Genomic DNA, 25,850 nt, shown 5'->3' on the forward strand with positions numbered 1-25,850 from the left:
GCTGACCGCGGATCCGCGCATCGCCGGCGTCTGTTTCACCGGATCCACCGACACCGCCATGCTGATCAACCAGACCCTGGCCAAGCGGAAAGGCGCCATCATACCGCTGATCGCCGAAACCGGCGGTCAGAACGCCATGATCGTCGACTCCACCGCCCTGCCCGAGCAAGTGGTGCGTGACGTGGTGCGCGCCGCCTTCCAAAGCGCCGGCCAGCGCTGCTCCGCCCTGCGGGTACTCTATCTGCAAGACGATATCGCCGAACGGGTACTGGAAATACTGAAAGGCGCCATGGACGAGCTGAGCGTGGCCGATCCGGCACTCTGGTCGACCGACGTAGGCCCTGTAATTGATCAGGACGCCCAGGCCGGTCTGGAAGCGCACCTGAGCAAGATGCTGGCCGCCGGTAAAAAAGTCATCGCCCAGACCCGGCTCGGCAAAGGCTGCGACAAGGGCTTCTATATTCAGCCCACTGCGTTGGAGATAAGTGCCATCGGCGAGCTGGAGAAAGAGCAGTTCGGCCCCATACTGCACGTGGTACGTTTCAAGGCCAAAGACATAGACTTGGTAATCAATGATATCAATAACACCGGTTACGGCCTGACCTTGGGTATCCACAGCCGCAACGAGTCTTTTGCCGAGTATGTGGCCCAAAGCATTAATGCGGGTAACGCCTATATCAACCGGGATCAAATCGGCGCCATGGTGGGCGTACAACCCTTCGGTGGTCAGGGCCTGTCCGGCACCGGCCCCAAGGCCGGTGGTCCCCACTACCTGACCCGCTTCATCACCGAGAAGACCATCACCAACAACACCACGGCCATCGGCGGCAACGCCACCCTGCTGTCACTGGGTGAGGGTTGAATCTCTAGCTAGCAGAGGCAAGAAGCCGGCGACTCCGGAGTGTAGATGAGGGCAAAGGGATCTGCTCAGCCGACCTTCTGTTTCAGGGATGAAACAGAGAGCGTACATGGAGGTATTCACAGCGAGTCGGCGGAGTGGGCCCTTTGCCCGAAGCTATAACCGTATCCATAGTCTGTGGTGAAGAACAAACGATGGACTGAAGAAGAAAAGGCGCTGCAGCGCCTTTTTTCATATTCAGTCGTTATAATGACCTTTTTCGAGAGGAGACCTGAATTCGTGGAAGTCTATCTGGTGGGGGGCGCGGTAAGGGATGAACTGCTGGGGCTGGAGATCAGGGAGCGAGACTACATGGTGGTGGGCGCCATCCCCGAGCAACTGCTCAAGCTCGGCTACAACCAGGTCGGCAAAGACTTTCCGGTTTTTCTGCACCCGAAAAGCAAAGAAGAATATGCTCTGGCCCGCACCGAGCGCAAGTCGGGCAAGGGCTACACCGGTTTTATCTGCGAATTCGGCCCCGAGGTGACGCTGGAAGAAGACCTGATGCGCCGGGATCTGACCATCAACGCCATCGCCCGGGACCAGCAAGGCACGCTGCATGACCCCTACGGCGGCCAGGCCGATATCGAGGCCAGAGTGCTGCGCCATGTTTCCGATGCCTTCGGTGAAGATCCGCTACGGGTATTGCGGGTGGCGCGCTTTGCCGCCCGCTTTCACGCCCAGGGCTTTACCGTGGCCGATGAAACCCGGGCGTTGATGCGGCAGATGGCCGCCAGCGGTGAGCTCGGCGCCCTGACCCCGGAACGGGTCTGGAAAGAAACGGAAAAGGCTCTGTCCTGCGACCATCCCCAGGTGTTTTTCGAGGTATTGCGCCAGTGCGGTGCGCTCAAGGTGCTGTTTCCGGAAGTGGATGCCCTGTTCGGTGTACCCGGACCAAAAAAATGGCACCCGGAAATCGATACCGGCCTGCATACCATGATGGTACTCAAACGCGCCGCCGAGCTGGACGCGGGGCTACCCTGTCGCTTTGCCGCCCTCTGTCATGACTTCGGCAAGGCGCTGACCCCATCTGATAAATGGCCCAGCCATCACGATCATGGTGAGCTGGGAATAGAACCGATAGCGGCGCTGTGCGCTCGCTTCAAGGTGCCCACCGAGCACAAGGAGCTGGCCATCCTCATGAGCCGCTGGCATATCTGCCTGCATCGTCTGGTCAGCCCGACGCCGGAACAGGCCGAGGCGGTACTGGAGCTGTTTCAGCATACCGACGCCTGGCGCAAGCCCGAACGTTTCGCCCAGTTACTCTTGTGTGCTCAGGCGGACTTGCAGGGTAGAACCGGCTTCGAGCAACGCCCTTATCCACAGCGGGAGCAGCTGTGGCAATGGTTGTGCGAGCTGAGAGCCATTACCGCCGCCCCCTTTGTTGCTCAGGGTCTCAGGGGGCCGGCCATCGGCGAGGCTATTGCTGCCGCCCGCCTGCAACAACTCAGGCTGTGGCTGGCTTAAAGCTGCCCGGCCATTACCCAGAACAGCACAGCGCCCAGCCCCAGCCGATACAACACGAAGGGCATGACACCGATACGGTTGAGCAGGGTGAGAAAAAGATGAATACAGACCAGGGCGCTGGCAAAGGACACCACCACGCCCAGACCGATGGCCGACCAGGGCATCGTCAGGCCGGAGCCGATCAAACCGGTCGCCTGGTGGCTGCCAGCCAGAAAGATAATGGGGATAGACATCAGAAACGAAAAGCGAGCGGCGGCGGACCGGGTCATGCCCAGCATCAAGCCGGCGGTCAGGGTAATACCGCTGCGTGAGGTGCCCGGGATCAGAGCCAGTGCCTGGGCACATCCCAATAGCAAGGCGCCCCGCCAGCCGGTCTGATATTCGTCTTTGTGCAGCTGCGCCATCTTGTCCGCGACCCACAGTAACAAACCAAACACCACTGTGGCCGTCGCAATCACCCAACCGGAACGCAGATAATCGGCAATCACGCCGCCAAAAAACGCTCCCACCACACAGGCCGGCACGGTCGCCAGCACAATGCTCCAGGCCAGCCGCGATTCGGCATTATGTTCTTTTCCACGTAACGAGCGAGACCAGGCCAGAGTCAGGGTGACCACTTCTTTGCGGAAGTAATACAGCACCGCCAGCAAGCTGCCCAGATGCACCGCCACGTCGAAGGCCATGCCCTGATCGCGCCAGCCCAACAACACCGAAGGCAAGATAAGGTGCGCCGAGCTGGAGATGGGAAGAAACTCGGTAAAACCCTGAATGAGAGCGAGCAGTATGACGTGCACTTCCATGTTGTTATTCCTTTGAGTGGTTACGTCCGCAGGCTAGCAGTGTTCAATTACGCCTTAATGACATTTCAACTAATTCAGCTGCCGTGGGCAAAACGCTCTATCTCCACTCCAACCCCGGCGGCATTGGCCACCGCGCTTGGCTTGGTCAACCTGACCTTCACCGAGTGAACCGGAAACTCCGCCAGGATCAACTGAGCTATCTGTTCGGCCATGGTTTCGACCAGCTCCACATGATTTTGTTCCGCGTGATGCGTCACTTTCTGGGACAGGGAGGCATAATCGAGCGCCTTGGTAAGATCATCGCCCAAGGCCGCCGGCCGGTTGTCATGTCTCATCTCCAGATCGAAGCGGATCTTTTGTTTTATGCTTTTTTCCCACTCATAAGCGCCTATGGTCGTCAGCACTTCGAGGCCTTGTACAAACACTTTATCCATCGTTTATATCTTCTGTTAAGCTGTGGTTATCTTCGGCGACCGGGCCTTGCTGGCTCCGCCAGTAGCTCGGTTTTTAAGCGCGTAATAGTAACGGATTGACCCCGAGGTATAAACCGAGAATGACGGCCCTCACCCTGTTTATGATCATGCTCGCCTACCTGGGGGGATCCATCTCCAGCGCTGTGCTGATCTCTCGTCTTTACCGCCTGCCAGACCCACGCCTGCATGGCTCGGGTAACCCCGGTGCCACCAATGTGCTGCGTACCGGCAACCGCAGCGCCGCGGTCTGGGTGCTGCTGCTCGATATTCTCAAGGGCACCTTGCCAGTGTATCTGGGCTGGTTTCTGAACATCAGCCCCTTGTATCTGGCGCTTATCGGCATGGCCGCCTGCCTGGGACACATGTTCCCGCTGTTTTTCCACTTCCGCGGCGGTAAAGGCGTGGCCACCGCCCTCGGTACCCTGCTGCCGCTGGGCATGGACATGACCGGCTTGATGCTGCTGACCTGGCTGGTCAGTCTGGGACTGTTTGGCTATTCTTCGCTGGCATCACTCATTACCGCCTTGGTGGCGCCACTCTATGTCTATTTCATCAAACCGGAATATACGCTATCGGTCGCCTTGCTCTCTTGCCTGATCATACTGCGCCACCACCGTAATATCAGTCGGCTCTATCATCATCAGGAAACCCCGATTATGGACAAGTTCAAGCGAAATCGTGATGAGTGAAGGGTGAGGGACAAACGATTTCCACCTCACGCCTCCCCTTCGCTCCTGACAACCAGTTCAATCAACCGCTTCCAGCTCGTCCAGCGGCCAGCGCGGTCGGGCTCTTACCGCCAACGGCTCACTCTCACCGGCTTTCAGCCGTTGCAGGCCGGCGAAGGCAATCATGGCGCCGTTGTCGGTACAGTATTCGTTACGCGGATAAAAGACCTCGCCCTTCAGCCCCTTCATCAGTGTTTCCAGCTGCTGGCGCAACGACACATTCGCACTCACACCACCGGCTACCACCAGGCGATTGAGCCCGGTCTGTTGCAGGGCGCGCTTGCACTTGATGGCCAGGGTATCCACTACCGCCTGCTGAAAGGCGTGGGCGATATCGGCCCGGGTCTGCTCATCATTGCCCTCCCGGGCAATGGTCGTAGCGGTGGCAGTCTTGAGACCGGAAAAGCTGAAGTCCAGCCCGGGTCTGTCGGTCATGGGGCGCGGAAATTTAAAGCGATTGGGCTGACCCTGCTCGGCTAGTTTGGCCAGCCGGGGGCCTCCTGGATAATCCAGCCCCATCAGCTTGGCGGTTTTATCGAAGGCCTCACCGGCCGCATCGTCAACCGACTCGCCCAGGATCTGATAACGGCCGATGCCATCCACCCGAACCAGCAGGGTATGACCGCCGGAAACCAGCAGGGCAACGAAAGGAAAGGCCGGTACCCGCTCTTCCAGCATGGGGGCCAGTAGATGGCCTTCCATATGATGCACCGCCACCGCAGGCTTGTTCCAGGCGAAGGCCAGGCTGCGGCCTATGGTGGCGCCGACCAGCAAGGCGCCCATCAAGCCCGGGCCGGCGGTATAGGCCACGCCGTCGATATCGTCACGGCTGCAGCCGGCGTCACGCAGCGCCGCCTCGATCAACGGAATGGTCTTGCGGATATGATCCCGGCTGGCCAGCTCGGGCACAACGCCACCGTAGTCCGCATGCAGCGCTACCTGGCTATATAACTGGTGAGCCATGATACCGAGTTGGTCGTCGTAGATGGCGATGCCGGTTTCATCACAGGAAGTTTCTATACCTAGTACACGCATGTCGGTCTAATCATTCAAGGCTGTCGGAAAAGAGGGGCCTATGTTACCCTCCCCGTGATTTTTTAACCAGCGAAGGGCTGTCGGACTTTACTTTATGTTCCGGTTCAGAGTAGAATTTCGCACCATTTTTATTAGTCAAACTGGTCGGTGACAGACCAGTTAACCGAGGTGAGAGGCACATGCCAGTAATTAAAGTACGTGAAAACGAGCCCTTCGACGTAGCCCTGCGTCGTTTTAAGCGTTCCTGCGAAAAGGCCGGTATTCTGTCTGAAGTGCGTCGTCGCGAGCACTACGAGAAGCCAACTACCGAACGCAAGCGCGCCAAGGCTGCTGCTGTTAAGCGTCATGCCAAGAAACTGGCTCGTGAAAACGCACGTCGTACTCGTCTGTACTAAGTTGTTGTTGATCTCATGTCTTTAAAAGACCAGCTGTCGGAGCAACAAAAGATTGCCATGCGTGCCAGAAACAAGGCGCGCCTCGGCACCTTGCGTATGCTGCTGGCAGAGATCAAACAGAAAGAGATAGACAGCCGCGAGCTCCTGGATGATGACGCCATCATCACTATCGTCACCAAAATGGTGAAACAGCGTAAAGACTCCGCCACTCAATTTGAGCAGGCCGGACGTCAGGAGCTGGCCGATGGTGAACGCCAGGAGATTGTGGTGCTGCAGGAATTCCTGCCGCAACCTCTGACAGCAGACGAACTGGATGCCTTGCTGACGCAAGCCATCGCCGATACCGGTGCCACTGGCATGCAGGATATGGGCAAAGTGATGGCGGTGCTCAAACCGCAAATCCAGGGACGTGCAGATATGGGTAAGGTCAGCGCCAGCATCAAAGCCAGACTGGCTTAAGCGCTCAAGCTGTTCCCTGCCGACGGGCCGTGCCTCTTCATGAAGCACGGCTTTGTTTTTTTCGCTTTCCGGTGAATGATGACAGGCAGAATCCCCCAATCCTTTATTGACGACCTGTTGGCCAGAACCGACATCGTCGATCTTATCGATCAGCGGGTAAAACTGAAAAAAGCCGGCAAGAACTATCAGGCCTGCTGCCCCTTTCACAACGAAAAATCCCCCTCTTTTACCGTCAGTTCCGATAAACAGTTCTATCATTGCTTCGGCTGTGGTGCCCACGGCACCGTGCTGGGCTTTCTGATGGAATATGACGGACTGGAATTTCTCGATGCCATCGACGAACTCGCCGGCATGCACGGGGTCACGGTCCCGCGGGAAAGCGGCGGCTCCTCCCTGTCTCCCGCACAACAGGCGGCGGCAAAGGCCGTACGCCAGGATCTCTACGGTCAGCTCAACGATATCAGCCGCTTCTATCAGGTCCAGCTGCGCCAATCGCAAGACGCCATCCAGTATCTCAAGGGCCGCGGCCTGAGCGGTGAGGTGGTCAAGCACTTCGGCATCGGCTACGTACCGGATCAGTGGGACGGCGTGAAACGCCAGTTTGCCCGAAACCCAGAGGCCGAACGTCAGCTGATTGAAGGCGGCATGCTGCTGCAAAGCGACAATGGCCGGGTCTATGACCGTTTTCGCGATCGCATCATGTTCCCCATCCACGACCGACGCGGCCGGGTGATCGGTTTTGGCGGACGAGTGCTGGGTGACGGTACCCCAAAATACCTGAACTCACCGGAAACACCGGTGTTTCACAAGGGCCGCGAACTCTACGGCCTCTATGAAGTACGGCAGGCACACCGCAATCCGGACCGCATTCTGGTGGTGGAAGGCTATATGGATGTGGTGGCCCTGGCCCAGTTCGGCATCGACTATGCGGTCGCCAGCCTTGGTACCTCCACCACACCCGACCATCTGCAACTGCTGTTTCGCACCACCCGCGAGGTGATCTGCTGCTACGATGGTGACAGGGCCGGGCGTGAGGCCGCTTGGCGCGCGCTCGAAAACGCCCTGCCACTGATGCAGGATGGCCGCAGCCTGAAATTCGTGTTTCTGCCCGACGGTGAAGACCCCGACACCCTGATACGCAAACTCGGCGCGCCCGCCTTTGAGCAGCAACTGAACCAGGCCCAGGACTTCGGCGACTTCCTGTTCGAGCGGCTGGCCCAAGACACCATGAGCGGAGACGCAGGCCAGCACGAGCTGGCCAACAAGGCGGCGGAAGCCATCGTTCGAGTGCCGGAAGGCTTTACCCGCGAGGGTCTGATCACCCACCTCTCCCGCCAGCTGAACTGGGGCGAAAACGAACGCCGGGTACGAGAGCTGTTCGGTCGTTTACAAAAGAGCAGTGCCGAGCCGCCAGCGCCGACCAGGCGGGCCAGCAAAAAGATAAAGCTGACCCCTCTTCGCCGGGCCATTGCCCTTGTGCTACAATATCCGGCTGCCGCTGCCAGACTGCCGGCCATGCCCGAACTGGCCGAGTTGCCATTACCCGGCATGGGACTGCTGCAGACACTGCTGAGTCAGGTACAACACCGACCGGAAATGACCACGGCCCAGTTGCTCGAACACTGGCGAGGTCATGAATCCGAACCGGCGCTGGCTCGACTTGCAATGGCTGAAGGCCTGTTCGCAGGCGATCATATCGAGCAAGAGCTGCAGGATATTTTCGTGGTGTTGATCAACGAGTACCTGGCCAGCCGCATCGAATCTCTGCAACGAAAAAGCAGTCAGCATGGACTGACCTCGGCAGAAAAACAGGAATTACTGCTACTGCTCAGCGAAAGCAAGGGTGGTGGTGGCTGAACATTGAAAAGTGGGCGATACGCCCCAATATTGTAAAACAGGCCCGGCAAACGGGTAAAATGATGAACCATTGAACGCTGCAGCACTCTCACCGTTTATGAAGGCGAGGCGTGTTGGCAAGCTCAGACCAGCATAGCGAGGCTGGTCAAATTTTGTTATAATCGGCTACTTGTGCGCCATAAAAGAGTGCCCAATGCCTACACCCTCTTGCAACATCTAACCGGACGAGTTCTATGGAGCAAACCCCGCAGTCTCAGCTTAAACTTCTCGTTGCCAAAGGTAAAGAACAGGGTTACCTGACCTATGCCGAGGTAAACGATCATCTTCCTCAGGATATCGTCGATTCCGATCAAATCGAAGATATCATTCAGATGATCAATGACATGGGCATTCAGGTGGTGGAAAGCGCCCCCGATGCCGATGATCTGATGATGTCTGAAACCACCGCCGACGAAGACGCCGCCGAGGCCGCCGCCCAGGCGCTGGCTTCTGTCGAGTCGGAAATTGGCCGCACTACCGACCCGGTGCGCATGTACATGCGCGAAATGGGTACGGTTGAGCTGCTGACCCGTGAGGGCGAAATCGACATCGCCAAACGGATCGAAGAAGGCATCAACCAGGTACAGAGCTCGGTATCCGAATACCCCGAGACCATTACCTCTCTGCTCTATCAGTTTGACCGCTTCGAAGCCGGTGATATCAAACTGAGCGATATCATCTCCGGTTTTCTCGACCCGGACGCCGTCGACACCGTCGCCCCCACAGCCACCCATATCGGCTCAGAGCTGAGCGATAAAGAGCTGGAAGACGAAGACGATAAAGACGACGACGAAGACGAAGAAGAAGTCGATACCGGTCCCGATCCCGAGCTGGCTCGCGAAAAATTTGGCGTCTTGCGTGAACAGTACGAAATCATGCGCGGCGTTATTGAAAGCAAAGGGCGCACCTCACCGGAAGCAGCTGCAGAAATAGCCGGGCTGGCTTATATTTTCCGCGAGTTTCGCCTGGTACCCAAGCAGTTCGACCGCCTGGTTAATGCCATGCGCAGCACCATGGAGCGCGTCCGTATCCAGGAACGCCTCATCCTGAAGCTGTGTGTAGAGCAGTGCAAAATGCCGAAGAAGACCTTCGTGCAGGCATTTGCTCAACACGAAAGCGAGCAGGAATGGTTCAAAAAACAACTGGCTGCCGGTAAAACCTGGTCGGTGAAGATGGAAGACGTGGCCGAAGACGTACTTCGTTCGATCGGCAAGCTCAAGCTGGTAGAAGAAGAAACCGGCCTGACCATCTCGCAGATCAAAGACATCAACCGCCGTATGAGCATCGGCGAGGCCAAGGCCCGTCGCGCCAAGAAAGAAATGGTTGAAGCCAACCTGCGTCTGGTTATCTCCATCGCCAAGAAGTACACCAACCGGGGTCTGCAGTTCCTGGATCTGATTCAGGAAGGCAACATCGGTCTGATGAAGGCCGTGGACAAGTTTGAGTATCGTCGTGGCTACAAGTTCTCGACCTACGCTACCTGGTGGATCCGGCAGGCCATTACCCGCTCTATCGCGGATCAGGCCCGTACCATCCGTATCCCGGTGCACATGATCGAGACCATCAACAAGCTCAACCGTATTTCCCGCCAGATGCTGCAGGAAATGGGTCGTGAACCGACCCCGGAAGAACTGGCTCATCGTATGGCAATGCCGGAAGACAAGATCCGCAAGGTGCTGAAAATCGCCAAAGAGCCGATCTCGATGGAAACGCCTATCGGCGACGATGAAGACTCCCATCTGGGCGACTTTATCGAGGACACCACCCTGTCCTTGCCGGCCGACTCCGCCACCAGCGAGAGCCTGCGTAACGCCACCAAGGACGTACTCTCTGGCCTGACCGCACGGGAAGCCAAGGTACTGCGTATGCGTTTCGGTATCGACATGAACACCGACCATACCCTGGAAGAAGTGGGCAAGCAGTTCGACGTTACCCGCGAGCGTATCCGCCAGATCGAAGCCAAGGCATTGCGCAAACTGCGCCATCCCAGCCGCTCCGAAGTACTGCGCAGCTTCCTCGACGAATAACGGGTAGTTTACGGCAGTCAAAAACGTTAAAAGGGCGCCTCGGCGCCCTTTCTCTTTTCAGCTTTCAGTACCAACCGTTTAAAAATCAAACTGATATGGGCCTCCCCGACTAGACAGCCAAGACGGCTTTCCTTATAATCAGCTCCACTTTTGGCCCCTTAGCTCAGTTGGTTAGAGCACACGACTCATAATCGTTAGGTCCCCAGTTCAAGTCTGGGAGGGGCCACCAAATATCAAGGGTTAGCAGGTTAACAGCCGCTAACCCTTTTTCTTTGGGATACCTATGGGATACCTTTGGCAGGGAATACTAGGTATCTTTCAGCCGTCCCGCCCCTGCTTTATGGTTCTCGTTCACCAGCGCCAGCCGGCACCAATTCCGCGCCCAAAGTGGCAGCCATTCCCCCCCCCCAACCCTTGCCCTGCCTGCCCTACAAATCCGCGCCCTATTCGGTGGCGGCCTTCGTGCTGGCGCTCACAGCCCAGCCGGCCCCGTTGGCTCAAAGGTACTTTGCCAGGGGGGCGGCCCTGTGGGTTCATGGCCTCGCGCTTTGTGATGTGTGCCTGAGCGGCGGATCTCATTTCATCATCGTTCACGGGCTGCCGGTGCCCTGCTCGTTGCTGGCGCTCGCCCTGGGCGGATACCTCAAAGCCGGAAATCCTGCTTTGACCTGTGTGGTATTGCGCCCGGTGGTGATGGCGGGCGTCATGGGATCGGCTTTGCTGGCACATCGTTAAGTTAACTCCGGGGTTAACAACCTCTGTTAACGGGGAAAAAATCCACGGATGCGGGAGGGCGTGGTCTAGAACGGCAAGGGGTTATTCCTTTCGGGGTGGCCCCTCCCCTGCTTGGTGGTGGCTGGTGTCGCTGATTTGGCGTCACTGTCACCAAAATGGTGACGGGCTGCCCTCTTGTGTGCCGCTTTGGTACTCGTTCAGGTGTTCCATATCGGTACACGCCCGGCAGCTCTTGGGGAGTCTGGCCACTGGCTAGCGATCCACAACTTCACGGACTGGGTAGCCGTGCCCCGCGTTGGTGGGTTGGGTTGGCTCTGCCTGCCGGAAAAACCTAGGTTCTTCTGGCCGTCAAATCGCCTGACCACGGGGACACAGACGCGCGGATCTCGGCTGATTTTCGGGGCTCTTGGGTCGGCAGCAGCATCTGGGGCCAGCCCTTGCCCGTTCTGCCGTTCTGGGTGTCGGTGTTGCTGTTTGCCAGCGCCAGCCAGGGAGCGGCGTCCACCTCAGCGGCCAGCATAGCGCCCGCCCCCACAGGCAAAGAATAACAACAACAACCAGCCAGAAAATTTTCATAAATAGCCAACGATCGCGCCTCTGCGTACCCGTACAGGGGTGCCCCCTCGGGAGTACCTTTTTGTTTCGGGTTGGTGGCCTGCCGGTGGCTGGCGCTGGCGGTCGGGTCTGGCTTGCTATGCTGCCGGCCATGCTCACGGGTTCGGGTGCCACAGGGCAGGGCTGCCAGGTGAACGGCGCGGGAGTGGCGGCGGGAAATCACCAGCAACCGGGCAGCCCCTACCGTGCCAATCCTCCCCTTAGATCGCTAACCGCTGTAAATGCTGCCAAGTGCCGGCCTGCTTGGCACCAGCTCGCCGATCGTCGGAAAAATATCCCTTATTTCTCACGCATAAAAAAGCGCCTGAGGGTGCGGTGTCCGGGCTATGGGACCCTAGAGATTGAACCCGCCCCCGGTGGGGTGGCCGTAACTGGTCCAAGGGTTCCCGGTTTCGGGGAATGATTCCCGGTTTCGGGGAAAGGTTAGCTATTGCTGCTAATGGTTAGCAGGTTCCGCTAATGTGGTGAACGGTCGAGCTCTCGGCTGTTGGCAAGGCATGGTCATCATGACCACGGTTAACGCCCGGACTTTTGCGGGGGTTGCTGTTCGGCCTTTACCGTTCCTGTAAAACCTTCACCGACTCCGTGAATATTGCCGGGCTGGGTGCTGTATGAATACACAGTAACCAGCAAACACCCCGGTTAGGGAGCGCCAGCGGTGAGCGGCCCCGCTCCCGGCAATATGTCGGGCAATGTGGCGGGTTAAGTGTTGCTATTGCCTGTTAGCGTCCCGCTGTTATTGGGCCTGAATGTGTCGAGCAATGTGTCGGGTAATGTAGGGGCCGACTCGTTATCACTCCCGAATATTCGGGAGTGGGTGCGCTCAGTGCTGCGCCATGCCTGCCGGTGGCCTTGCCCGCCCCGCTTGTGCCGTTCTGGTGATGGCTGGCTGTCAGCTTGTGCCGTTGGTTTGCGGGGCTGGCCGGTTGGTGTTCGCTGGGTAGGGGTGAAGAATATTCACCAGGTCGGCAGCGTTCGGGACCGCTCGCGTATAAAGGCCCTAAATTCCCTTTAAACGGTGAATATAAACATATAAGAGCACACATCATTTCACCCCCTGGGCAATACCCATCATATAAAGGGACACATCATGTCCCCTCTTTAAGGCTGGGTGTTCAATATCAGTTGAACAGTTCGCTTGCTCACTCCCAATCGGTCGGCCACTTGCTGGCGGCTCAAGCCCTGGGCGGCCAGTTCTCGCGCGCGTTGTCGCCGTTCTGCCTGGGTGCGCTGGCGCTCTTGCTGATACTCGGCGGCAGCCCTAACCCCTTGGCTCCTTCTGCGCTTCTCCATCCGCTTGGCGTGCCGTCGCAGTTTCTCAGGCTTGCCGATCAGCGTCAGCATGTGGCCCTGCTCCTGCTCGGTAATGGCCAGGTCTTCAATGATCCGGGCATTGGTCAGCTTGTACCGCTTATTGTGCTCGCTGGTGCCCGAGTGCCCGACGCTTTCCCGAAACCGCGCCAGCACTGCGCCCAGCCGGGCCGGTAGTCGCTCGGGGGCATACTTGCCGTGCGGGTCGTTGAAACACTCGGCGGCGTATTGCTGGCACTCGGTTATCAATGACCGTTCATCATGGCAGAAGTCGGCGGCAGCCTGGGCAAAGGCGAACAAGGCCCGGCCCCTTCGGTCACTCAGGCCATGCCGCAAACCGGAAAGGGTATTCAAATCGGCCATGCGGGAAGCGGCCAGGGTGCGAGCGTTAAGAAGCTGGCGCACGGTCTGCCCGTTATTCTCTCGCGGCTGGCGCTGGCCCCGTGGTGGCTTGGCCGGTGTCGGGTGCGCCTGCTCGTACCATTTAAGTAAAGGGCGTTCCAGCTCGTCGAATGCGATCGGGTGGGCAAGCTGGGAATAACTCACGGCCCGCCCGTTGCGCTGGTTCACGCTACCGGCCAGCCTCAGCACTCGGGCAGCGTCCCGCGCCTTGGGGTCTGCGCCAAAGTCGGCCAGGCGGCGAATAAGCAAATCCTCCACACGCTGCCAGCGCCCAAGGTACTTGGCCCTTAATGCGGCCTGAGCGGTGCCGCTGCCCTTGTCGGTGCCGATAAAAAAGGGCGCTTTGAGCGCCCAGACAAGGTAAATACCGCGCCCGCTATCGGCGGCCAGGGTCGGTAATGGCAGGTCTCCGGCATTGGCCATTACTGCCTGTAACCGCTCCGGGTAACTCAGCCCGCCCAAGCCGGGGATCTGGTAGGTGTCCAGATCCACAAAGCAGGCGTTCAGGTGTACCACGTTCGCTACGCTACGGCGGCGAAAGGGGGCCATGCCGTTCTGACTCATGTATACATCGGCAGCTTCCAGGGCGGCCAGTTGCTCGGCCTGCTCCGGGGCGGTGGCCAGCGGGTAACACTGTTCGCTCCAGCTCTCCCCGTTTACGGCAATGGCTATATGGCTGGCTCGGGCCTGCGGTGAGCCGTGGATCAGCCGGATATGCTCACGGGGGCCAAAGTCCAGGGCGTACTGATTAAGGCGGGCTGTTCGTGCTGCGGTCATGCTGCCCCCTGTCAGTGACAAACCAGGGCGCTAGGCTCCTGATCTTCGCCTTTCTTGGCCACCTGCTCTGCAAACCCTTCCAGCATCATGCACAGGGTTTCAAAGCCCACAGGGGTTAACCCACTGCCGCCTGTCATCGCCATATACAGCGCCAGCACTTCCCGGCCCCCTTGTTCGCCGCCCTCTCGCTCCAAGTGCGGGCTTTCAAGGCGGTCTTGCATCAGCCAAGCCAGCGGCCCCGGCTCCATTGCAAACACAGCGCCCTTGCTGCTATGCCAGCGGCCTTGCTGGTAGTCACAGAAGCGGAAAGCCAATAGGGAGCGCAACAGGGGGACGTCCTCCACGGTGAAGGGTTCGCCCCTGGGCTTTGGCCTCAGGCCATGCGCCAGTAGGGTAGCCCGGCCCCGCCAGGGCGGGAGCTGTTCGACGTGTGGCGCTGCGTTGTGGTCTTGGTAATCCAGCCCATCCAGCCGACAGGGCAGCCCCTCGAACAGGGCCACCAGCTCGGCGGCGAGCTCGTCTTGGCTGGCGCTGGTATGGAATGGCCCCAGCTTGAGCGGCAACCGGGCAAACACGGTCAGCTCTATTTCAAAAGCGGCGGCGGGGGTAGGTTGGTTCATTCGTCACCCTCCATCAGCTTTACGCCCACGAACCACGCCAGACGGGGCGCTTCGTCCGGGGTCAGTTCACACAGCACCACACGCAAACCACCAGGGGCCGAAAGCACCAGGTGAGCGCCAGCAGCTTCCCCCAGCTCGGGTAAGCCGGGCCAGCGTTCAACGGTGATGTGTTCCCGCTCGCACTGGGCATACAGGCCCATGCGCTGATCCCGCACGGTGAAGCGGTCGCCACTTACACGGCAAACCGTCACCTCTCCAAGGGCACAGGGGAAGGTATGGGCCGGGGGTTCGTCGTCGGTGCCCAGTCCGGCAGCATTGCGGAACAGTTCAAGCTGGCGCTGATACTCGGCGTATTGCTCCCGTGCCTCGTCGGTGGCCGGGTTCAGTTCGTAGCGTTGGCAAAATTCGGCAAAGGGTTTCATTGGCTACCCTCCTGCTCGATACCGAACAGGCGCAAGCCCTTACCCTCGTTCCAGGGCAGCAGCTCGCCCGGCAGTTCGTCCACGGATACGGCCACATTAAACAGAATGGCGCGGGGCTGGTAGCCGGTGCCGGCCAGGGCGGCTTTTGCCTCGGCGGTTGCTTGGTCCTGATTGGCACAACCGGCAGCGAACGGACCGGGCATCATGTCGCGCCCGTCCGGGGCGATAACGTGCAGGAAAAACACCAGGGGATCGGCGGTGCTGGCGCTGGCTTGGTCAGTACACAGGGGGCGGGTAACGGCAATGGCGGTCATGCTGCCACCTCCTGCGCCGGGCAACGGCTCACGAATACCAGGGCGGGAGCGCCAGCAATCGAGCGGGCCTCTTGTTCGGTGCCAGCCAATACGGTGATAAAGCGGATACGGCGCATTGTTGCTATGCGTTGCTTGCCCTGTGCCAGGACAAAGGTAAACTTGCTGATAGTCATCTTCGTTAGTCTCTTAACGGTGGTGATCAGAGGCCCGGTTAGTGCTCCAACACTGCCGGGCTTCGTTGTTTTTGAATGACGGGTGTCATACACTTGATTTACGTGAACAGAGTAAATTGGAGTAAGACAGGTGTCAACCACCATTAAATCGAAAGGTAACAAGCAGATCGCTTTGCGAGTCGAGCCAACACTTGAAGAAGGCATCATGAAAGCCTTGGCAGAAGATGGGGACGCCTCTGTCTCAGCATGGATTAAGCGCGTAATCAGAAAAGAGCTGAAAACACGGGGCATTGAGCCGAAAGGGTGACGGCGGTTGCCGGTCTTGACCCTGAATGCGGGCAAGCCGATCCCCTGGGCGGGTTGCCCATAAATTAACGGTGTCATGGCGTGCTATCTCCAGGCGGGTTAAGCCGTTGTGGTGGTGCTGGTAGCCAATGGGTAAGGGGTGATCAGGTGCGCAACCTCTCCGGGGCTCAGTGCTGGCACTTTACGGCGCTGGCGCATCTGGCCAATTAGCCCGGCTACCCGTTCGGCATCGCTTCGGTTGGTAATGCGGTAACGGTAATGTCTGCCAATGCCGTCCGGGTTGGGAGCATCTTCACGGTGAAGACGGATGCCCAAGGTGCGCTCTACTTGGCTGGCATAGTTGCGGCCCGACGACAGGCGGCAATGCCGGAGAATGTCGTTCTCGGTCACTCCACCAGGGCAAGACAACAGCAGCAAGTAGGCCCGTTCGGTCTTGGTGGTTGCTCTGGCTGGCTGGCGCTGGTGGGTGGTGCTACACTCGTCGGCAGTGCTGTTATGCTGCGCTGATTGAGGGGCTTGAACCTGTGCCGGGTTCAGGCCCTTTTTGTTTGCTGTCATGCTGCCGCCCCTTATTCCGCTTGAGTTCCGCTTTGTTCGGTCAGCCAGGTATCAAGATCGGCCTTCATGTAGATCGCTTTTTTTCCGCAACGGTGGTACTTGAGCCCATAGCGGCCAGTGCTGGCCCAGTTCGCCAGGGTCTTATCAGCCAAGCCCAGATAGGCGGCGGCCTCTTTGCGAGTAAAGCGGGGGTTAGCGTCCAGCTCGGCGGCCAGGCGGGGGTTGTGGGTGTGCTGGTGGTGGGTAGCGGTTTGCATGTAATGCCCCTTACAGTTGGTTTTTATAGGGGCATTATCTCGGGGGAGTAGTAGGGACTCTATCGAAAACCGTAAACCTCGTAATTCGAAAAAATAGCTAACCCGCTCATTCTTTCCATTTCATAAAATCGCTGATCGTCCAGTCGTAATAATGCGGCTCTTTTTCCAGCGCCAGCAATAAACCTTCGTGCTGATCACCTTTCATCATTTCGGCCACAAAGGGGCGGTTTGTCTGTGCGATATGCTGGCCGCCTCTGGAATGATCGGGAAACAAAACTCGCGCCATTAACTCATTCGTGATCCGCACGTCCTCGGCTTGCTCCCACAGCATCAAGTCCATCATGGAAATGGCCTGATATTCGACAAGCCTTGTCAGAATAGAAAAGCCGGCCCTCTCCCGTTCTGGTTTCGGCTCGGGTGTATTGGTCTGCTTTCGCCATAGCGGCAACAAGTTCCTCAGTTCATCAACTATCTGTTCATCGGTGGCGTCTTCAAGGTTTAGCGATACAGGTAATCGGTCAACCATTGGACGGGGGACGCTCTTAAATGCCTGTGCCTTATCCAGGGTAATTCCTTCAATGACGAATTGCCGGGACGCGCTCTGCTCCGCCTTTTCGCCATAAGCCCCTTTCTTTCTGGCGGCCGCGTCATACAGGCACAGGTGAAAGTTGCTTAATGGTGAAGCGTAATTGCCAACAGTTAAATCACAAACTCCGTCCTTCCATTCTCCCGAATCACCTTCAAAGGCAACTGGCGCAAGGGCATTGTCGGCAATATGGATCAGGTTCTCTTTTATGGTCTCTGGATCTTTTGCCCAGACCCTGAAATCCATTTGCATGATGAAATCGGCCACGCTCAAAGACAAAAGTGCCTCGTACCGTTCCAGGTTAAACCACTCGGGCAACTGCTCGGGCTTGTTGATTCGCTTTGCCATGCTTGCCCCTTATCCCTGTTCGCTGCCGTTGCTGGCGCTGGTGTCGTCGTCGGTGCCGTGTAGCTTGGCGGCCAGCTCGAACAGCAGGCGGCGCTTGTCCTTGTCGGGCATCCCTTCCACCAGGGCGGCCAGTTGGCTATCAAGGGCGGCATCGGGCTTTTGCGCCAGCCCGGCATGTTCCAGCATGGCCCGCTCTATCCGTTCGGCGGGGTCCCTCAGCTCGTCGGCACTGAATGATAAATAACCCTCGGTCACATCGTCGCGCTTGCTCTTGTGGTTCATCAGCCGCTTGAGAATGTAGGTGCCCACGCCCACCAGCTCGGCCACGCTGCCAAAGGTGCGCCGGGCATCATGGCAGGCAAAGGCGATCGGCTTGAGCCCGTCCGGGTTGGGGTTGGGCACGGTGGCGGCAACAATCCGGGTGATGGTCTTGCGGGGATCGTGGGCAGGCTTGGCCATGTCCGGCCCTGGGAACACATAGGGGCTAATGGTCCCGCACACGTTCCAGCGGCGGCGAAAGATGGTTAACAGGGTATCGGTGATCGGCAGCTCCAACGGGTCGCCGTTCTTGGTTTCCTCAATCCAGAAGTAACGGCCCCCAAGGTTTACCCGGTCCCACGTCAGCCCGAACACCTCCGAACGGCGCAAGCCGGTAAACAGGGCCACGTCCAGCCCGTCACAGATAGCGGCGCGGGTATCCTCCCGGCTGGCTATGGCCTCGCTTCGTACCAGCTCCACGGCGGCCAGCCAGCGGCCCAAATCGTGGTTACGGATTCGGCTGGTCTTGCGGGAGACGTGGTTCCATTGCCGTTTAGTGGATAGCACCATGGTTGGCGGATCGGGCAGCAGGGTCTGCCCGTCCTCGTCGCGGTAGTGGTCATGTGAAAAGCGGTAAACGGCCCTCAGTGCCCGCCCCCATAAATCCGCCTGGGCCTTGCTGGCCTTTCGCATCTCCACGCGCCGGCCCTCGGCGTTCGTCCAGGACACGCGCCCCTCGCTGATCGCCTTGTGCCGTTGCTGTACCCGTTCGCGGGTAATGTGGCGCAAGGGCTGGCGCATCCATTCCTGTGAGTAGTTGCCCAGTACGGCCCGGTATTGGTTGCGGGTGGTCTCCTTGATACGGTCGCCTCGGCTGGCAATGTATTCCTCAAGGGCTTCCGATAGGGTGACATTAGCCTGCTCATGGACGCGGCGTGTCTCGTTCGGGTTGTTCCCTGTGGTGGCGATCTCTTGCAGCACGTCCAGGGCTTTCCTTCTCGCCCCGTCAATAGTCAGATCAGGCCATACGCCGATAGTGGAACGGATGAACTTGCCGCCTTTCTTGCGGATCACACAGAAGGCTTTTCGCCCACTGGGTGCCACTCGAACACGCAGCCCGGAAACCTTGGTGTCTGCGTACTCCTTGCGGCCAGTCTCTGGTACTGGCAGGTCAGCTAAAGCCCGCTTGGTGAAGTTGAATTTATCCATTCTGCCGCCCTTATTCGCCCTGATCGTTTGGTCCTGCGGGATACCTATGGGATACCTTGGGATACCATTGGGATACTTTAGCGGGGTATTCACAGGGAATCAAGGGGAGCAACAAGTCATGATAAAGCATTGATTTAGTTATAATTGAACATCAGGCGGGATATTCAGGGATTCATATTGGCCGTAACTCATAATCGTTAGGTCCCCAGTTCAAGTCTGGGAGGGGCCACCAAATATAAAAAGGACTGACAGCTTCATGGCTGCCAGTCCTTTTTTGTGTGCCGCCTATGTGCCGCTTTGCAGCGGGAACATAGTCGGCGCCATGCCCAGGCAAGCTGGTTCGGTCTGCGTAACTATTCAAAGTAAGAGGGTTCGTCCTCGGCCCGACTTTCATGTACCGCTGTAGGTGTCGCCCTACGGCTACTCAACCTACCAGGACAGCTGACACCTTGCCATTATTGATTATCCCGCAATGCCAGCCGCACATTCTCGGCCGTCACACTGCTCACCCGCACATTCGACTCTTCGGTCACGCCGGCAATATGAGGCGTCAATACCAGATTTGGCACGCCATGAAAGGGGTTATCGGCTGTCATGGGTTCGGTTTCAAATACATCCAGCATGGCACCGGCCAAACGCTGTTCTTTCAAGGCATCGGCCAAGGCGCTGTCATCGACAACTCCACCGCGGGCAGTATTTATTAGTACTGCATCCGGTTTCATCAAGGAAAGAGAATCGGCATTAATCAGGTGTCTGGTACTCTCGACCAGCGGCACATGCAGGCTGAGTCCATCTACCTGTCTTAACAACTGGTCCAGGGACAGTGGAGTAACGCCTTCTTCCTCCCATACCCCATTGCTGTCTTTGATATAAGGATCAAAAGCCGAAACCCGCATACCCAGTGCCTTGGCTTTGCGGGCAACCAAACGGGATATACCACCAAAACCCACCAGTCCAAGGTGACGTTGATTTACCTCCCTGCCAACCAGTTGGGTGCGTGGCCAGTCGCCGGAGAGCATTGCCGCGTTAGAGTGATAGGCTCCTCGCAACAACATCAACAGGCCGGTAATGACATATTCGGCGACCGACTCACTATTGGCGCCGGTGGCGGGAAACACCCGAATACCCGCCCCTTCACAGGCTTGCATATCGATATTGTCCAGACCCACACCAAGCCGACCGACAACACGCAGGCTGGGCAATGCTGCCAGCAGCTTGCCTCTCACCTGGGTACGATTACGCACGATCAGGGCGCGCGCCGATGTCGACAGGGACAATAACTCTTGCGGACGATCAACCAGAGTCGGATCATAATGTACCGAGAATTCATTCCTCAATGCATCGACTGCGTCCTCGTCCATAAACTCTGAAATAACAATATCAACCATCTTTTAATCCTAAGTTTTATCCTGGTCAGTTCCGATTTGATGTAACGATCCGGTTTGTTCTGAGGAACTGGCACCACTTTCCTTCTGGTAAAGGAACATTCAAAAAAAACACCAGACCGAAATAGTCTGGTGCTTCCGTGAGCCAAAGCGAGTATTAATAAATCAAACCGCTTTCTTGTAGTAGATGTCCTTGTCCAGCTCACCTTCGCTGTGGGCGATCAACACGGATACCGCCGCATCACCCGTGACGTTGATGGTGGTACGTGCCATGTCCAGAATACGGTCGATGCCGGCAACCAGAGCAATCCCTTCGAGTGGCAGGCCGACCGAGCTCAGTACGAGAGACAGTACAATCAGACCACCGCCGGGTACCGATGCGGTTCCGATAGAAGCCAGGATTGCGGTCAGCAGTATCATGCCGTATTCGGCCATTCCCAAATCAATACCGTAGGCCTGAGCGATGAATACGGCGGTCAACGCCTGATAGAGGGCGGTGCCATCCAGATTAATGGTGGTACCGACGGGCAAGACAAAGCTGGCCACATCCTTGGATACGCCCAGATTATGACGCGCACAAGCCATGGTTACAGGCAGAGTACCGGCGGCAGTGGTCGTGCTGAAGGCGACCAGCTGAGCTTCGAAAATCCCTTTGAAAAACACAATGGGATTTAGACGAGTCAGAAGCGCCAGCCCACCACCCAGGGTGACCACCGCATGGATGATACAACCGAGATAAACACCAGCAATGACCTTACCCAGAGGCAATAACACTTCCAGACCGTATTGACCGGTAGTGGTAGCAATCAATGCGAACACACCGTAAGGGGCGAAGGCAATCACCAAGTCGGTCAGCTTGTACATCACATCGGCAAAGGCATCGAATACCTTTCTCACCGGATCCGCTTTTTCTCCGACCAGGTTGATGGCGATACCGAGAAAAATGGCAAACAGGATGATCTGCAGCACATCACCGTTGGCAAAGGAGGCAAAGGGATTGGTGGGGATAATGTTCAGCAGGGTATCGACGATACTTGGCGCCGACTTCACATCAATAGCAGTCGCACTCCCCAGATCCATACCAACACCGGGTTCAAGCCAGACGGCCAGTGCCAGGCCAATGGGAATGGCAATGGCTGTGGTCACGATATAGGTAACAAAGGTTTTTATTCCTATCCGCCCCATGCGGGTCACGTCCTTGATGGCGGTGACACCACAGACCAGGGAGATAAAAATCAGGGGAACAACCAGCATCTTGATGGCGGCGATAAAGGCCTTGCCGATGGGATGCAAAACCGCCGCATCTTCTCCCAACAGAAAGCCCGTGACTGCTCCCAAAACCAAACCAATTAATACCTTCTGCCAGATCTGCAGTCTTTTCCACCAGTTGGCATCTTTCATTTTTACCTGCGCCGTTAGGGTACTCATCGTTGAACTCCTTTTCTTTTTTATTCATAGCCTTATCGGCACAAAAAAATGGCATTACTGAGATTCCTGGAAAAGAAAAACAGAATGCCATTCAACGTCACATCAAAAATCTGAAAGCCGTATTTTCAAGGTCAGTACCAATATCATCAAGCTGACTCTTTTATCGTCCCTTTCACCCTGTAAACGATATGCTCTGCCAGCAGCTGAGAAGCATCATAAACGGGTAGATCCGTGGTCAGTTTGTCGGAAATCACCGACAGTTCGGTACAGGCCAGAACAAGGCACTCGGCACCTCTTGATTTAAGATCTTCGGCCGCTTCATGATATCTGGCCAGAATGTCGGCATCATGCGTCTTTGCCTTCACCCGCTTGATCAATTCCATCACATTGTCCTGATGCTCCGGGGATGGAAACAGGGTTTCCACATCCTCGACATCGAACTTGTCATGATACAGACGGATATTTTCGACGGCCGTGGAGGCCAGCATACCGACCTTGCGAATGTTCGGCTGACAGCGCTTAACATGTTGTACCGTCACATCCAGGATATTCACCACCGGGATGGAAACCGCGGCTACCACCTCCGGGTAATACATGTGGGCGGTATTGCACGGGATCACAAGAAAGTCCACACCGGCCCGTTCAAGTCCCCGGGCCATCTTCGCCATGAAGGGGGCCGGACTTTCTCCCGTCCCCTCTATCAAGGCCTTGATCCGGGAGGGGACCTTGGGGTTGTTGTCGACCAGCATGTGGATATGGTCGATATCATCCCAGGCCGGGGTGGCGGCAATCACACGGCGCATCAAATCCACCGTCGCCTCCGGCCCCATACCTCCTATCACACCAACAGTCTGTTCACTCATTTAGATCCATCCAGTTCAAAAAATGATAACTCTGCCATCTGCGGTTCCGGCAGCATTAATATCCGAAGAGCTCCGGCAGCCAGAGTACCAGCTCGGGAAAGAAGGCCAGCAACACCACCACGAAGATCTCCACCAGCACAAAGGGAATTGCCTTGGCCGAAATTTCCTCGATGGAAACCTTGGCAATACTGGAGCCGATAAACATGTTTTCTCCCAGCGGCGGGGTGGAGAAGCCGATTTCACAGCAGCACACCAGCACGATACCGAAGTGAATGGGATCCACGCCCAGGCTGACCATCACCGGCAACAGCACCGGCGTCACTATCATGATGGTGGCCAGGGTTTCCAGGAACATGCCGACGAAGATCAGGAAGACGATCACGATGATCCAGATCAGCGCCAGACTGCCGGTCATTTCCAGCATCGACTGGGCAATCATCCCCGGAATGTCATTTTCTACCAGGATCCGGCCAAAGGCGGTGGCAGTGAACATGATGATCAGCACCCGGCCGGTCAGCCAGGTAGTGGAGTTCAGCGATTCCTTGAAGCCATCCAGTTTCAGTTCTTTATGAACGAAAATACCGATAAAGAGGGTATAGAATACCGACACCACAGCGGCTTCGGTGGGGGTAAAGAGTCCCGAATAGATGCCACCGAGGATGACCACCGGTGCCAGTATCGCCCAGATACCGTCTTTACAGGCCTTGCGCAGGGCGCCAGGCGGATGAATATTGCCGGAAACATACCCCTTTTTCTTGCTGATCACATAGTTGGCAATCATCAGGCCGCCAGCCAGCATGATCCCCGGCAGTATGCCGGCCATGAACAGCTTGGTAATGGACTCACTGGCGGTTACCCCATAGATAACCATGGGGATGCTAGGCGGTATCACCACGCCAAGGCCACCGGATGATGCCGTCAGCGCCGCCGAATAACTGCGCCCGTAGCCCCTGTCGACCATGGCGGGGATCATCAGCATGCCCACCGCCGCAGTGGTCGCCGGACCAGATCCGGAAATGGCGCCAAAAAACATGCTCGCCAGAATGGCGGAAAAACCCAGACCGCCAGCCATGGGTCCGGCCATTACCTCGGCAATATGCACCAGCCGGCGTGAAATGCCCGCGCTCTGCATCAAGGCGCCGGACAGAATAAAAGCTGGCAGTGCCATGATGGGGAAGGAATCCACTGCGTTCCATGCGGTCTGCACCAGAGACACAAAGTCATCGCCGGCCGCCAGATAAACGGTCAGCGCCGACGCCCCCAAGGCCACCACGATAGGAGCACCGATGACCAGCAAAAAGAAAAACATACCAAACAAAATAAAGGGAGCTGTCATTATCTGATCCTCTTACCCCAAAAAATCCATCTATTAAGCCAAGGGGCCACTGCCATTGTGCCCAGTCTTTGAAGCCGGTGTGCTCATAATATTCTCTTCCAGGTTGGGCTCATCCACATCACCAAATTTCACCCCGCAGACCAGTTTCAGGTAATTCACCTGGATAATCCGCAGGCTGGTCAGGGTGAATGAAATCGGGAAAATCATGTACAGGTAAGCCATCGACCAATCCAGGGCCGGAGAGAAATAGGTAAACTCCATCATGGAGTCAATGACCTCGATACTCTTGATGGTCATCAGGGTATTGAAGGCAATCCAGAAAACATCACCCAACAGCTCAACAATATTCCTCAGCTTGTCCGGCATCATTCTCAGATGAAAGGTCACCCGGTTGTGAGCCGACAGCCTTGCCGCATAAGAGGCGCCAAGAAAAACAAACCAGACAAAAGCAAACCGGGACAGCTCCTCACTCCAGGGGATACCGTAATTGAAGAACACCCTCAATATGACCTGCATGAACAACAAGACCACAAACAAACACAGCAATAGCTGGCAGACATAATTTTCCAGCTTGTCCATCTGCTTTAACAGTTTAAACATGGTAACGCTCCGATAAAGAGAACGGAGTGAAGACTCCGCCCCCTTATTCAACTTTCAACCCACTTCGTCAAAACCGGTTAACAGCATTCGAAATCAGGGTTACTTCAACTGCTCCAGCACGGCCTCGAAGCTTTCTTTACCACCGATGGAGTCATAGAACTGGGGCCAGACCTTTTCTTTGGCTATTTCAATCCATTTATCTTCATCTTCCAGGGTAAAGACTTCCATGCCGTTATCGATCATGTTCTGCTTGGCCTTATCGGCTTCGGACATCTGGAACATCAACGCATGCTGCTGGGCTTCCAGACCGGCTCGGGTCAGAATATTACGCTCTTCGTCGCTCATCTTGTCGAAGGTACGCTTGCCGATCAGCAGGGGCTGCAGCGAGTACTGATGATGAATTTCGGTCACGTAATCCTGAATCTCATAGAACTTCATGGTGTTGTTGACGATGTAGGGGTTGTCCTGACCATCAACCACCTGCTGTTGCAGGGCGGTAAAGGTTTCGGTCCAGGCCATGGCGATAGGGTTGGCGCCCCAGGCTGCCCAGGAAGCCAGCATAATCGGGTTCTGCGGCACCCGAATCTTGAGCCCCTTCAAGTCTTCCATGTTCTTTACCGGACGCTTGGAGTTGGTCAGATGGCGGAAGTTGGAGTAGGTCCAGCCCAGGATATTGACACCGACCTGCTTCTGCGCAAGCTGGTTCCAGTGGTCCCCCAGAGAGCCGGTGGTAATCGTCACCGCATCGGATGAGCTCTTGATCACGTAGGGCATGGTCAGCACACCCAGCTCCTTGGAGAAAGGCGTCACGTTACCGATGCCGACCAGAGCCATGTCCAGAGACCCCAGACGTGCGTTCTGCACCATCTCGGTTTCCGAGCCAATGGCACCGTTGGGATACAGGGTCACCTTGATATCGCCGGCGGAATAATATTCCACCAGATCCTTGAAACGGCTGGCATATGCTCCCTGATCCGAATCCAGGGGATCGCCCATACCCAGTCGCATGGTCTTGGCATCCACCAGCGCCGGCAGGGCAACGGAGGCGCAAGCAAGAGAAATCGTCAGGCACTTTGCTAACTTCTTCATAGAGAACATATTCATTACCTCAATGTATTTTGTGTGTTTTTACATCCATGAAACTGGAATCTGTTCAGCTGTACAGGGAG

General features: G+C 56.9%; 26 protein-coding genes, 1 tRNA gene and 1 pseudogene. 10 read left to right on the forward strand and 18 right to left on the reverse strand.

The genetic code is table 11. The features are described from left to right. Together UN63_RS06480 and UN63_RS06485 are read left to right on the forward strand one after the other, a co-directional pair. The coding region (locus UN63_RS06480) for an aldehyde dehydrogenase family protein (RefSeq protein WP_146084721.1) at positions 1-862 on the forward strand (862 nt) is incomplete at its 5' end. Between the two features lie 276 nt (positions 863-1,138). Beyond that, complete coding sequence (locus UN63_RS06485) at positions 1,139-2,365, forward strand: multifunctional CCA addition/repair protein (RefSeq protein WP_104485964.1); 1,227 nt, start codon at positions 1,139-1,141, stop codon at positions 2,363-2,365. Here UN63_RS06485 and UN63_RS06490 read toward each other — a convergent pair. Together UN63_RS06490 and folB are read right to left on the reverse strand one after the other, a co-directional pair. Then, the gene (locus tag UN63_RS06490) at positions 2,362-3,165 is read right to left on the reverse strand and encodes an undecaprenyl-diphosphate phosphatase (RefSeq protein WP_104485965.1); all 804 of its coding nucleotides are present in this window, start codon (positions 3,163-3,165) and stop codon (positions 2,362-2,364) included. The two genes, UN63_RS06485 and UN63_RS06490, sit on opposite strands and share 4 nt — an antisense overlap. A 74-nt stretch (positions 3,166-3,239) precedes the next feature. Continuing rightward, positions 3,240-3,599, reverse strand: coding sequence for a dihydroneopterin aldolase (folB, locus tag UN63_RS06495; protein WP_104485966.1), 360 nt, complete (start codon positions 3,597-3,599; stop codon positions 3,240-3,242). A gap of 119 nt (positions 3,600-3,718) precedes the next feature. Between folB and plsY the strand changes: the two genes are divergently transcribed. Continuing rightward, positions 3,719-4,327: a glycerol-3-phosphate 1-O-acyltransferase PlsY gene (plsY, locus tag UN63_RS06500; RefSeq protein ID WP_104485967.1), complete on the forward strand. Its 609-nt coding sequence runs from the start codon at positions 3,719-3,721 to the stop codon at positions 4,325-4,327. A gap of 57 nt (positions 4,328-4,384) precedes the next feature. Here the strand turns inward: plsY and tsaD are convergent, their stop codons facing one another. Next, entirely contained in the window at positions 4,385-5,401 is a 1,017-nt protein-coding gene (tsaD, locus tag UN63_RS06505) for a tRNA (adenosine(37)-N6)-threonylcarbamoyltransferase complex transferase subunit TsaD (protein WP_104485968.1), read from the reverse strand. Positions 5,402-5,580: 179 nt separating this feature from the next. On the opposite strand from tsaD, the gene rpsU reads away from it, so the two are divergent. The 6 genes and pseudogenes from rpsU (at position 5,581) to UN63_RS06535 (ending at position 10,913) form a co-directional block, all read left to right on the forward strand. Then, positions 5,581-5,796 (forward strand): 30S ribosomal protein S21, encoded by a 216-nt coding sequence (gene rpsU / locus UN63_RS06510; RefSeq protein WP_014293599.1) that lies wholly within the window; start codon positions 5,581-5,583, stop codon positions 5,794-5,796. Positions 5,797-5,811: 15 nt separating this feature from the next. Next, positions 5,812-6,255 (forward strand): GatB/YqeY domain-containing protein, encoded by a 444-nt coding sequence (locus UN63_RS06515; protein ID WP_104485969.1) that lies wholly within the window; start codon positions 5,812-5,814, stop codon positions 6,253-6,255. Between the two features lie 78 nt (positions 6,256-6,333). After that, on the forward strand, positions 6,334-8,112 hold the full coding sequence (gene dnaG / locus UN63_RS06520) for a DNA primase (RefSeq protein ID WP_104486045.1): 1,779 nt from the start codon (positions 6,334-6,336) through the stop codon (positions 8,110-8,112). A gap of 227 nt (positions 8,113-8,339) precedes the next feature. Continuing rightward, positions 8,340-10,178, forward strand: a pseudogene (rpoD, locus tag UN63_RS06525) (RNA polymerase sigma factor RpoD); the annotation flags it as partial. Between the two features lie 152 nt (positions 10,179-10,330). After that, a tRNA-Ile gene (locus tag UN63_RS06530) sits at positions 10,331-10,407 on the forward strand. 158 nt (positions 10,408-10,565) lie between these two features. Further along, on the forward strand, positions 10,566-10,913 hold the full coding sequence (locus tag UN63_RS06535; RefSeq protein WP_146084722.1) for a hypothetical protein: 348 nt from the start codon (positions 10,566-10,568) through the stop codon (positions 10,911-10,913). 1,716 nt (positions 10,914-12,629) lie between these two features. Here UN63_RS06535 and UN63_RS06545 read toward each other — a convergent pair. From UN63_RS06545 to UN63_RS17055, 5 genes are read right to left on the reverse strand one after another with little or no spacing between them, the layout of a single operon-like run. Further along, on the reverse strand, positions 12,630-14,018 hold the full coding sequence (locus UN63_RS06545) for a helix-turn-helix domain-containing protein (protein WP_104485973.1): 1,389 nt from the start codon (positions 14,016-14,018) through the stop codon (positions 12,630-12,632). 11 nt (positions 14,019-14,029) lie between these two features. Next, positions 14,030-14,638 carry a hypothetical protein gene (locus UN63_RS06550; RefSeq protein WP_104485974.1) on the reverse strand — a complete coding sequence of 203 codons (609 nt, stop codon included), beginning with the start codon at positions 14,636-14,638 and terminating at the stop codon, positions 14,030-14,032. Further along, positions 14,635-15,060, reverse strand: a complete 426-nt coding sequence (locus UN63_RS06555; RefSeq protein WP_104485975.1) for a hypothetical protein — start codon at positions 15,058-15,060, stop codon at positions 14,635-14,637. The genes UN63_RS06550 and UN63_RS06555 overlap by 4 nt, the downstream gene beginning before the upstream one ends. Continuing rightward, complete coding sequence (locus tag UN63_RS06560; RefSeq protein WP_104485976.1) at positions 15,057-15,374, reverse strand: hypothetical protein; 318 nt, start codon at positions 15,372-15,374, stop codon at positions 15,057-15,059. The genes UN63_RS06555 and UN63_RS06560 overlap by 4 nt, the downstream gene beginning before the upstream one ends. Continuing rightward, a complete protein-coding gene (locus tag UN63_RS17055) occupies positions 15,371-15,547 on the reverse strand; it encodes a hypothetical protein (RefSeq protein ID WP_181068193.1) in 177 nt (58 codons plus the stop codon). The genes UN63_RS06560 and UN63_RS17055 overlap by 4 nt, the downstream gene beginning before the upstream one ends. A gap of 130 nt (positions 15,548-15,677) precedes the next feature. Between UN63_RS17055 and UN63_RS17060 the strand changes: the two genes are divergently transcribed. Next, on the forward strand, positions 15,678-15,854 hold the full coding sequence (locus tag UN63_RS17060) for a hypothetical protein (RefSeq protein WP_181068194.1): 177 nt from the start codon (positions 15,678-15,680) through the stop codon (positions 15,852-15,854). 98 nt (positions 15,855-15,952) lie between these two features. Here the strand turns inward: UN63_RS17060 and UN63_RS06565 are convergent, their stop codons facing one another. From UN63_RS06565 to UN63_RS06610, 10 genes are all read right to left on the reverse strand, one after another. Next, positions 15,953-16,411, reverse strand: coding sequence for a hypothetical protein (locus UN63_RS06565; RefSeq protein ID WP_104485977.1), 459 nt, complete (start codon positions 16,409-16,411; stop codon positions 15,953-15,955). Positions 16,412-16,422: 11 nt separating this feature from the next. Continuing rightward, positions 16,423-16,668 (reverse strand): helix-turn-helix domain-containing protein, encoded by a 246-nt coding sequence (locus UN63_RS06570; protein ID WP_104485978.1) that lies wholly within the window; start codon positions 16,666-16,668, stop codon positions 16,423-16,425. Between the two features lie 106 nt (positions 16,669-16,774). Further along, positions 16,775-17,602, reverse strand: a complete 828-nt coding sequence (locus UN63_RS06575; protein WP_104485979.1) for a DUF6387 family protein — start codon at positions 17,600-17,602, stop codon at positions 16,775-16,777. Positions 17,603-17,611: 9 nt separating this feature from the next. Then, positions 17,612-19,069 carry a tyrosine-type recombinase/integrase gene (locus tag UN63_RS06580; protein WP_104485980.1) on the reverse strand — a complete coding sequence of 486 codons (1,458 nt, stop codon included), beginning with the start codon at positions 19,067-19,069 and terminating at the stop codon, positions 17,612-17,614. A gap of 455 nt (positions 19,070-19,524) precedes the next feature. Further along, the gene (locus UN63_RS06585) at positions 19,525-20,457 is read right to left on the reverse strand and encodes a hydroxyacid dehydrogenase (protein ID WP_104485981.1); all 933 of its coding nucleotides are present in this window, start codon (positions 20,455-20,457) and stop codon (positions 19,525-19,527) included. A 162-nt stretch (positions 20,458-20,619) separates the two neighbouring features. Further along, positions 20,620-21,882: a dicarboxylate/amino acid:cation symporter gene (locus tag UN63_RS06590; protein WP_104485982.1), complete on the reverse strand. Its 1,263-nt coding sequence runs from the start codon at positions 21,880-21,882 to the stop codon at positions 20,620-20,622. Positions 21,883-22,028: 146 nt separating this feature from the next. Then, positions 22,029-22,745, reverse strand: a complete 717-nt coding sequence (gene cuyB, locus UN63_RS06595; protein ID WP_104485983.1) for a cysteate racemase — start codon at positions 22,743-22,745, stop codon at positions 22,029-22,031. 55 nt (positions 22,746-22,800) lie between these two features. Further along, positions 22,801-24,081, reverse strand: a complete 1,281-nt coding sequence (locus tag UN63_RS06600) for a TRAP transporter large permease (protein ID WP_104485984.1) — start codon at positions 24,079-24,081, stop codon at positions 22,801-22,803. Positions 24,082-24,114: 33 nt separating this feature from the next. Then, positions 24,115-24,681, reverse strand: a complete 567-nt coding sequence (locus tag UN63_RS06605; RefSeq protein WP_104485985.1) for a TRAP transporter small permease — start codon at positions 24,679-24,681, stop codon at positions 24,115-24,117. Between the two features lie 99 nt (positions 24,682-24,780). Beyond that, positions 24,781-25,770, reverse strand: coding sequence for a TRAP transporter substrate-binding protein (locus tag UN63_RS06610; protein WP_219821080.1), 990 nt, complete (start codon positions 25,768-25,770; stop codon positions 24,781-24,783). Positions 25,771-25,850: the final 80 nt, after the last annotated feature.

Origin of the sequence: Oceanisphaera arctica, from assembly GCF_002936955.1 — a bacterium.
Taxonomy (GTDB): Bacteria; Pseudomonadota; Gammaproteobacteria; order Enterobacterales; family Aeromonadaceae; genus Oceanimonas; species Oceanimonas arctica.

Excerpts from the sequence above, each read along its gene's own strand:
- UN63_RS06490 (WP_104485965.1), bottom strand. The coding sequence starts at position 3,165 with ATGGAAGTGCACGTCATACTGCTCGCTCTCATTCAGGGTTTTACCGAG.
- folB (WP_104485966.1), bottom strand. The coding sequence starts at position 3,599 with ATGGATAAAGTGTTTGTACAAGGCCTCGAAGTGCTGACGACCATAGGC.
- plsY (WP_104485967.1), top strand. The coding sequence starts at position 3,719 with ATGACGGCCCTCACCCTGTTTATGATCATGCTCGCCTACCTGGGGGGA.
- tsaD (WP_104485968.1), bottom strand. The coding sequence starts at position 5,401 with ATGCGTGTACTAGGTATAGAAACTTCCTGTGATGAAACCGGCATCGCC.
- rpsU (WP_014293599.1), top strand. The coding sequence starts at position 5,581 with ATGCCAGTAATTAAAGTACGTGAAAACGAGCCCTTCGACGTAGCCCTG.
- UN63_RS06515 (WP_104485969.1), top strand. The coding sequence starts at position 5,812 with ATGTCTTTAAAAGACCAGCTGTCGGAGCAACAAAAGATTGCCATGCGT.
- dnaG (WP_104486045.1), top strand. The coding sequence starts at position 6,334 with ATGACAGGCAGAATCCCCCAATCCTTTATTGACGACCTGTTGGCCAGA.
- UN63_RS06545 (WP_104485973.1), bottom strand. The coding sequence starts at position 14,018 with ATGACCGCAGCACGAACAGCCCGCCTTAATCAGTACGCCCTGGACTTT.
- UN63_RS06550 (WP_104485974.1), bottom strand. The coding sequence starts at position 14,638 with ATGAACCAACCTACCCCCGCCGCCGCTTTTGAAATAGAGCTGACCGTG.
- UN63_RS06555 (WP_104485975.1), bottom strand. The coding sequence starts at position 15,060 with ATGAAACCCTTTGCCGAATTTTGCCAACGCTACGAACTGAACCCGGCC.
- UN63_RS06560 (WP_104485976.1), bottom strand. The coding sequence starts at position 15,374 with ATGACCGCCATTGCCGTTACCCGCCCCCTGTGTACTGACCAAGCCAGC.
- UN63_RS17055 (WP_181068193.1), bottom strand. The coding sequence starts at position 15,547 with ATGACTATCAGCAAGTTTACCTTTGTCCTGGCACAGGGCAAGCAACGC.
- UN63_RS06565 (WP_104485977.1), bottom strand. The coding sequence starts at position 16,411 with ATGACAGCAAACAAAAAGGGCCTGAACCCGGCACAGGTTCAAGCCCCT.
- UN63_RS06570 (WP_104485978.1), bottom strand. The coding sequence starts at position 16,668 with ATGCAAACCGCTACCCACCACCAGCACACCCACAACCCCCGCCTGGCC.
- UN63_RS06575 (WP_104485979.1), bottom strand. The coding sequence starts at position 17,602 with ATGGCAAAGCGAATCAACAAGCCCGAGCAGTTGCCCGAGTGGTTTAAC.
- UN63_RS06580 (WP_104485980.1), bottom strand. The coding sequence starts at position 19,069 with ATGGATAAATTCAACTTCACCAAGCGGGCTTTAGCTGACCTGCCAGTA.
- UN63_RS06585 (WP_104485981.1), bottom strand. The coding sequence starts at position 20,457 with ATGGTTGATATTGTTATTTCAGAGTTTATGGACGAGGACGCAGTCGAT.
- UN63_RS06590 (WP_104485982.1), bottom strand. The coding sequence starts at position 21,882 with ATGAGTACCCTAACGGCGCAGGTAAAAATGAAAGATGCCAACTGGTGG.
- cuyB (WP_104485983.1), bottom strand. The coding sequence starts at position 22,745 with ATGAGTGAACAGACTGTTGGTGTGATAGGAGGTATGGGGCCGGAGGCG.
- UN63_RS06600 (WP_104485984.1), bottom strand. The coding sequence starts at position 24,081 with ATGACAGCTCCCTTTATTTTGTTTGGTATGTTTTTCTTTTTGCTGGTC.
- UN63_RS06605 (WP_104485985.1), bottom strand. The coding sequence starts at position 24,681 with ATGTTTAAACTGTTAAAGCAGATGGACAAGCTGGAAAATTATGTCTGC.
- UN63_RS06610 (WP_219821080.1), bottom strand. The coding sequence starts at position 25,770 with ATGAAGAAGTTAGCAAAGTGCCTGACGATTTCTCTTGCTTGCGCCTCC.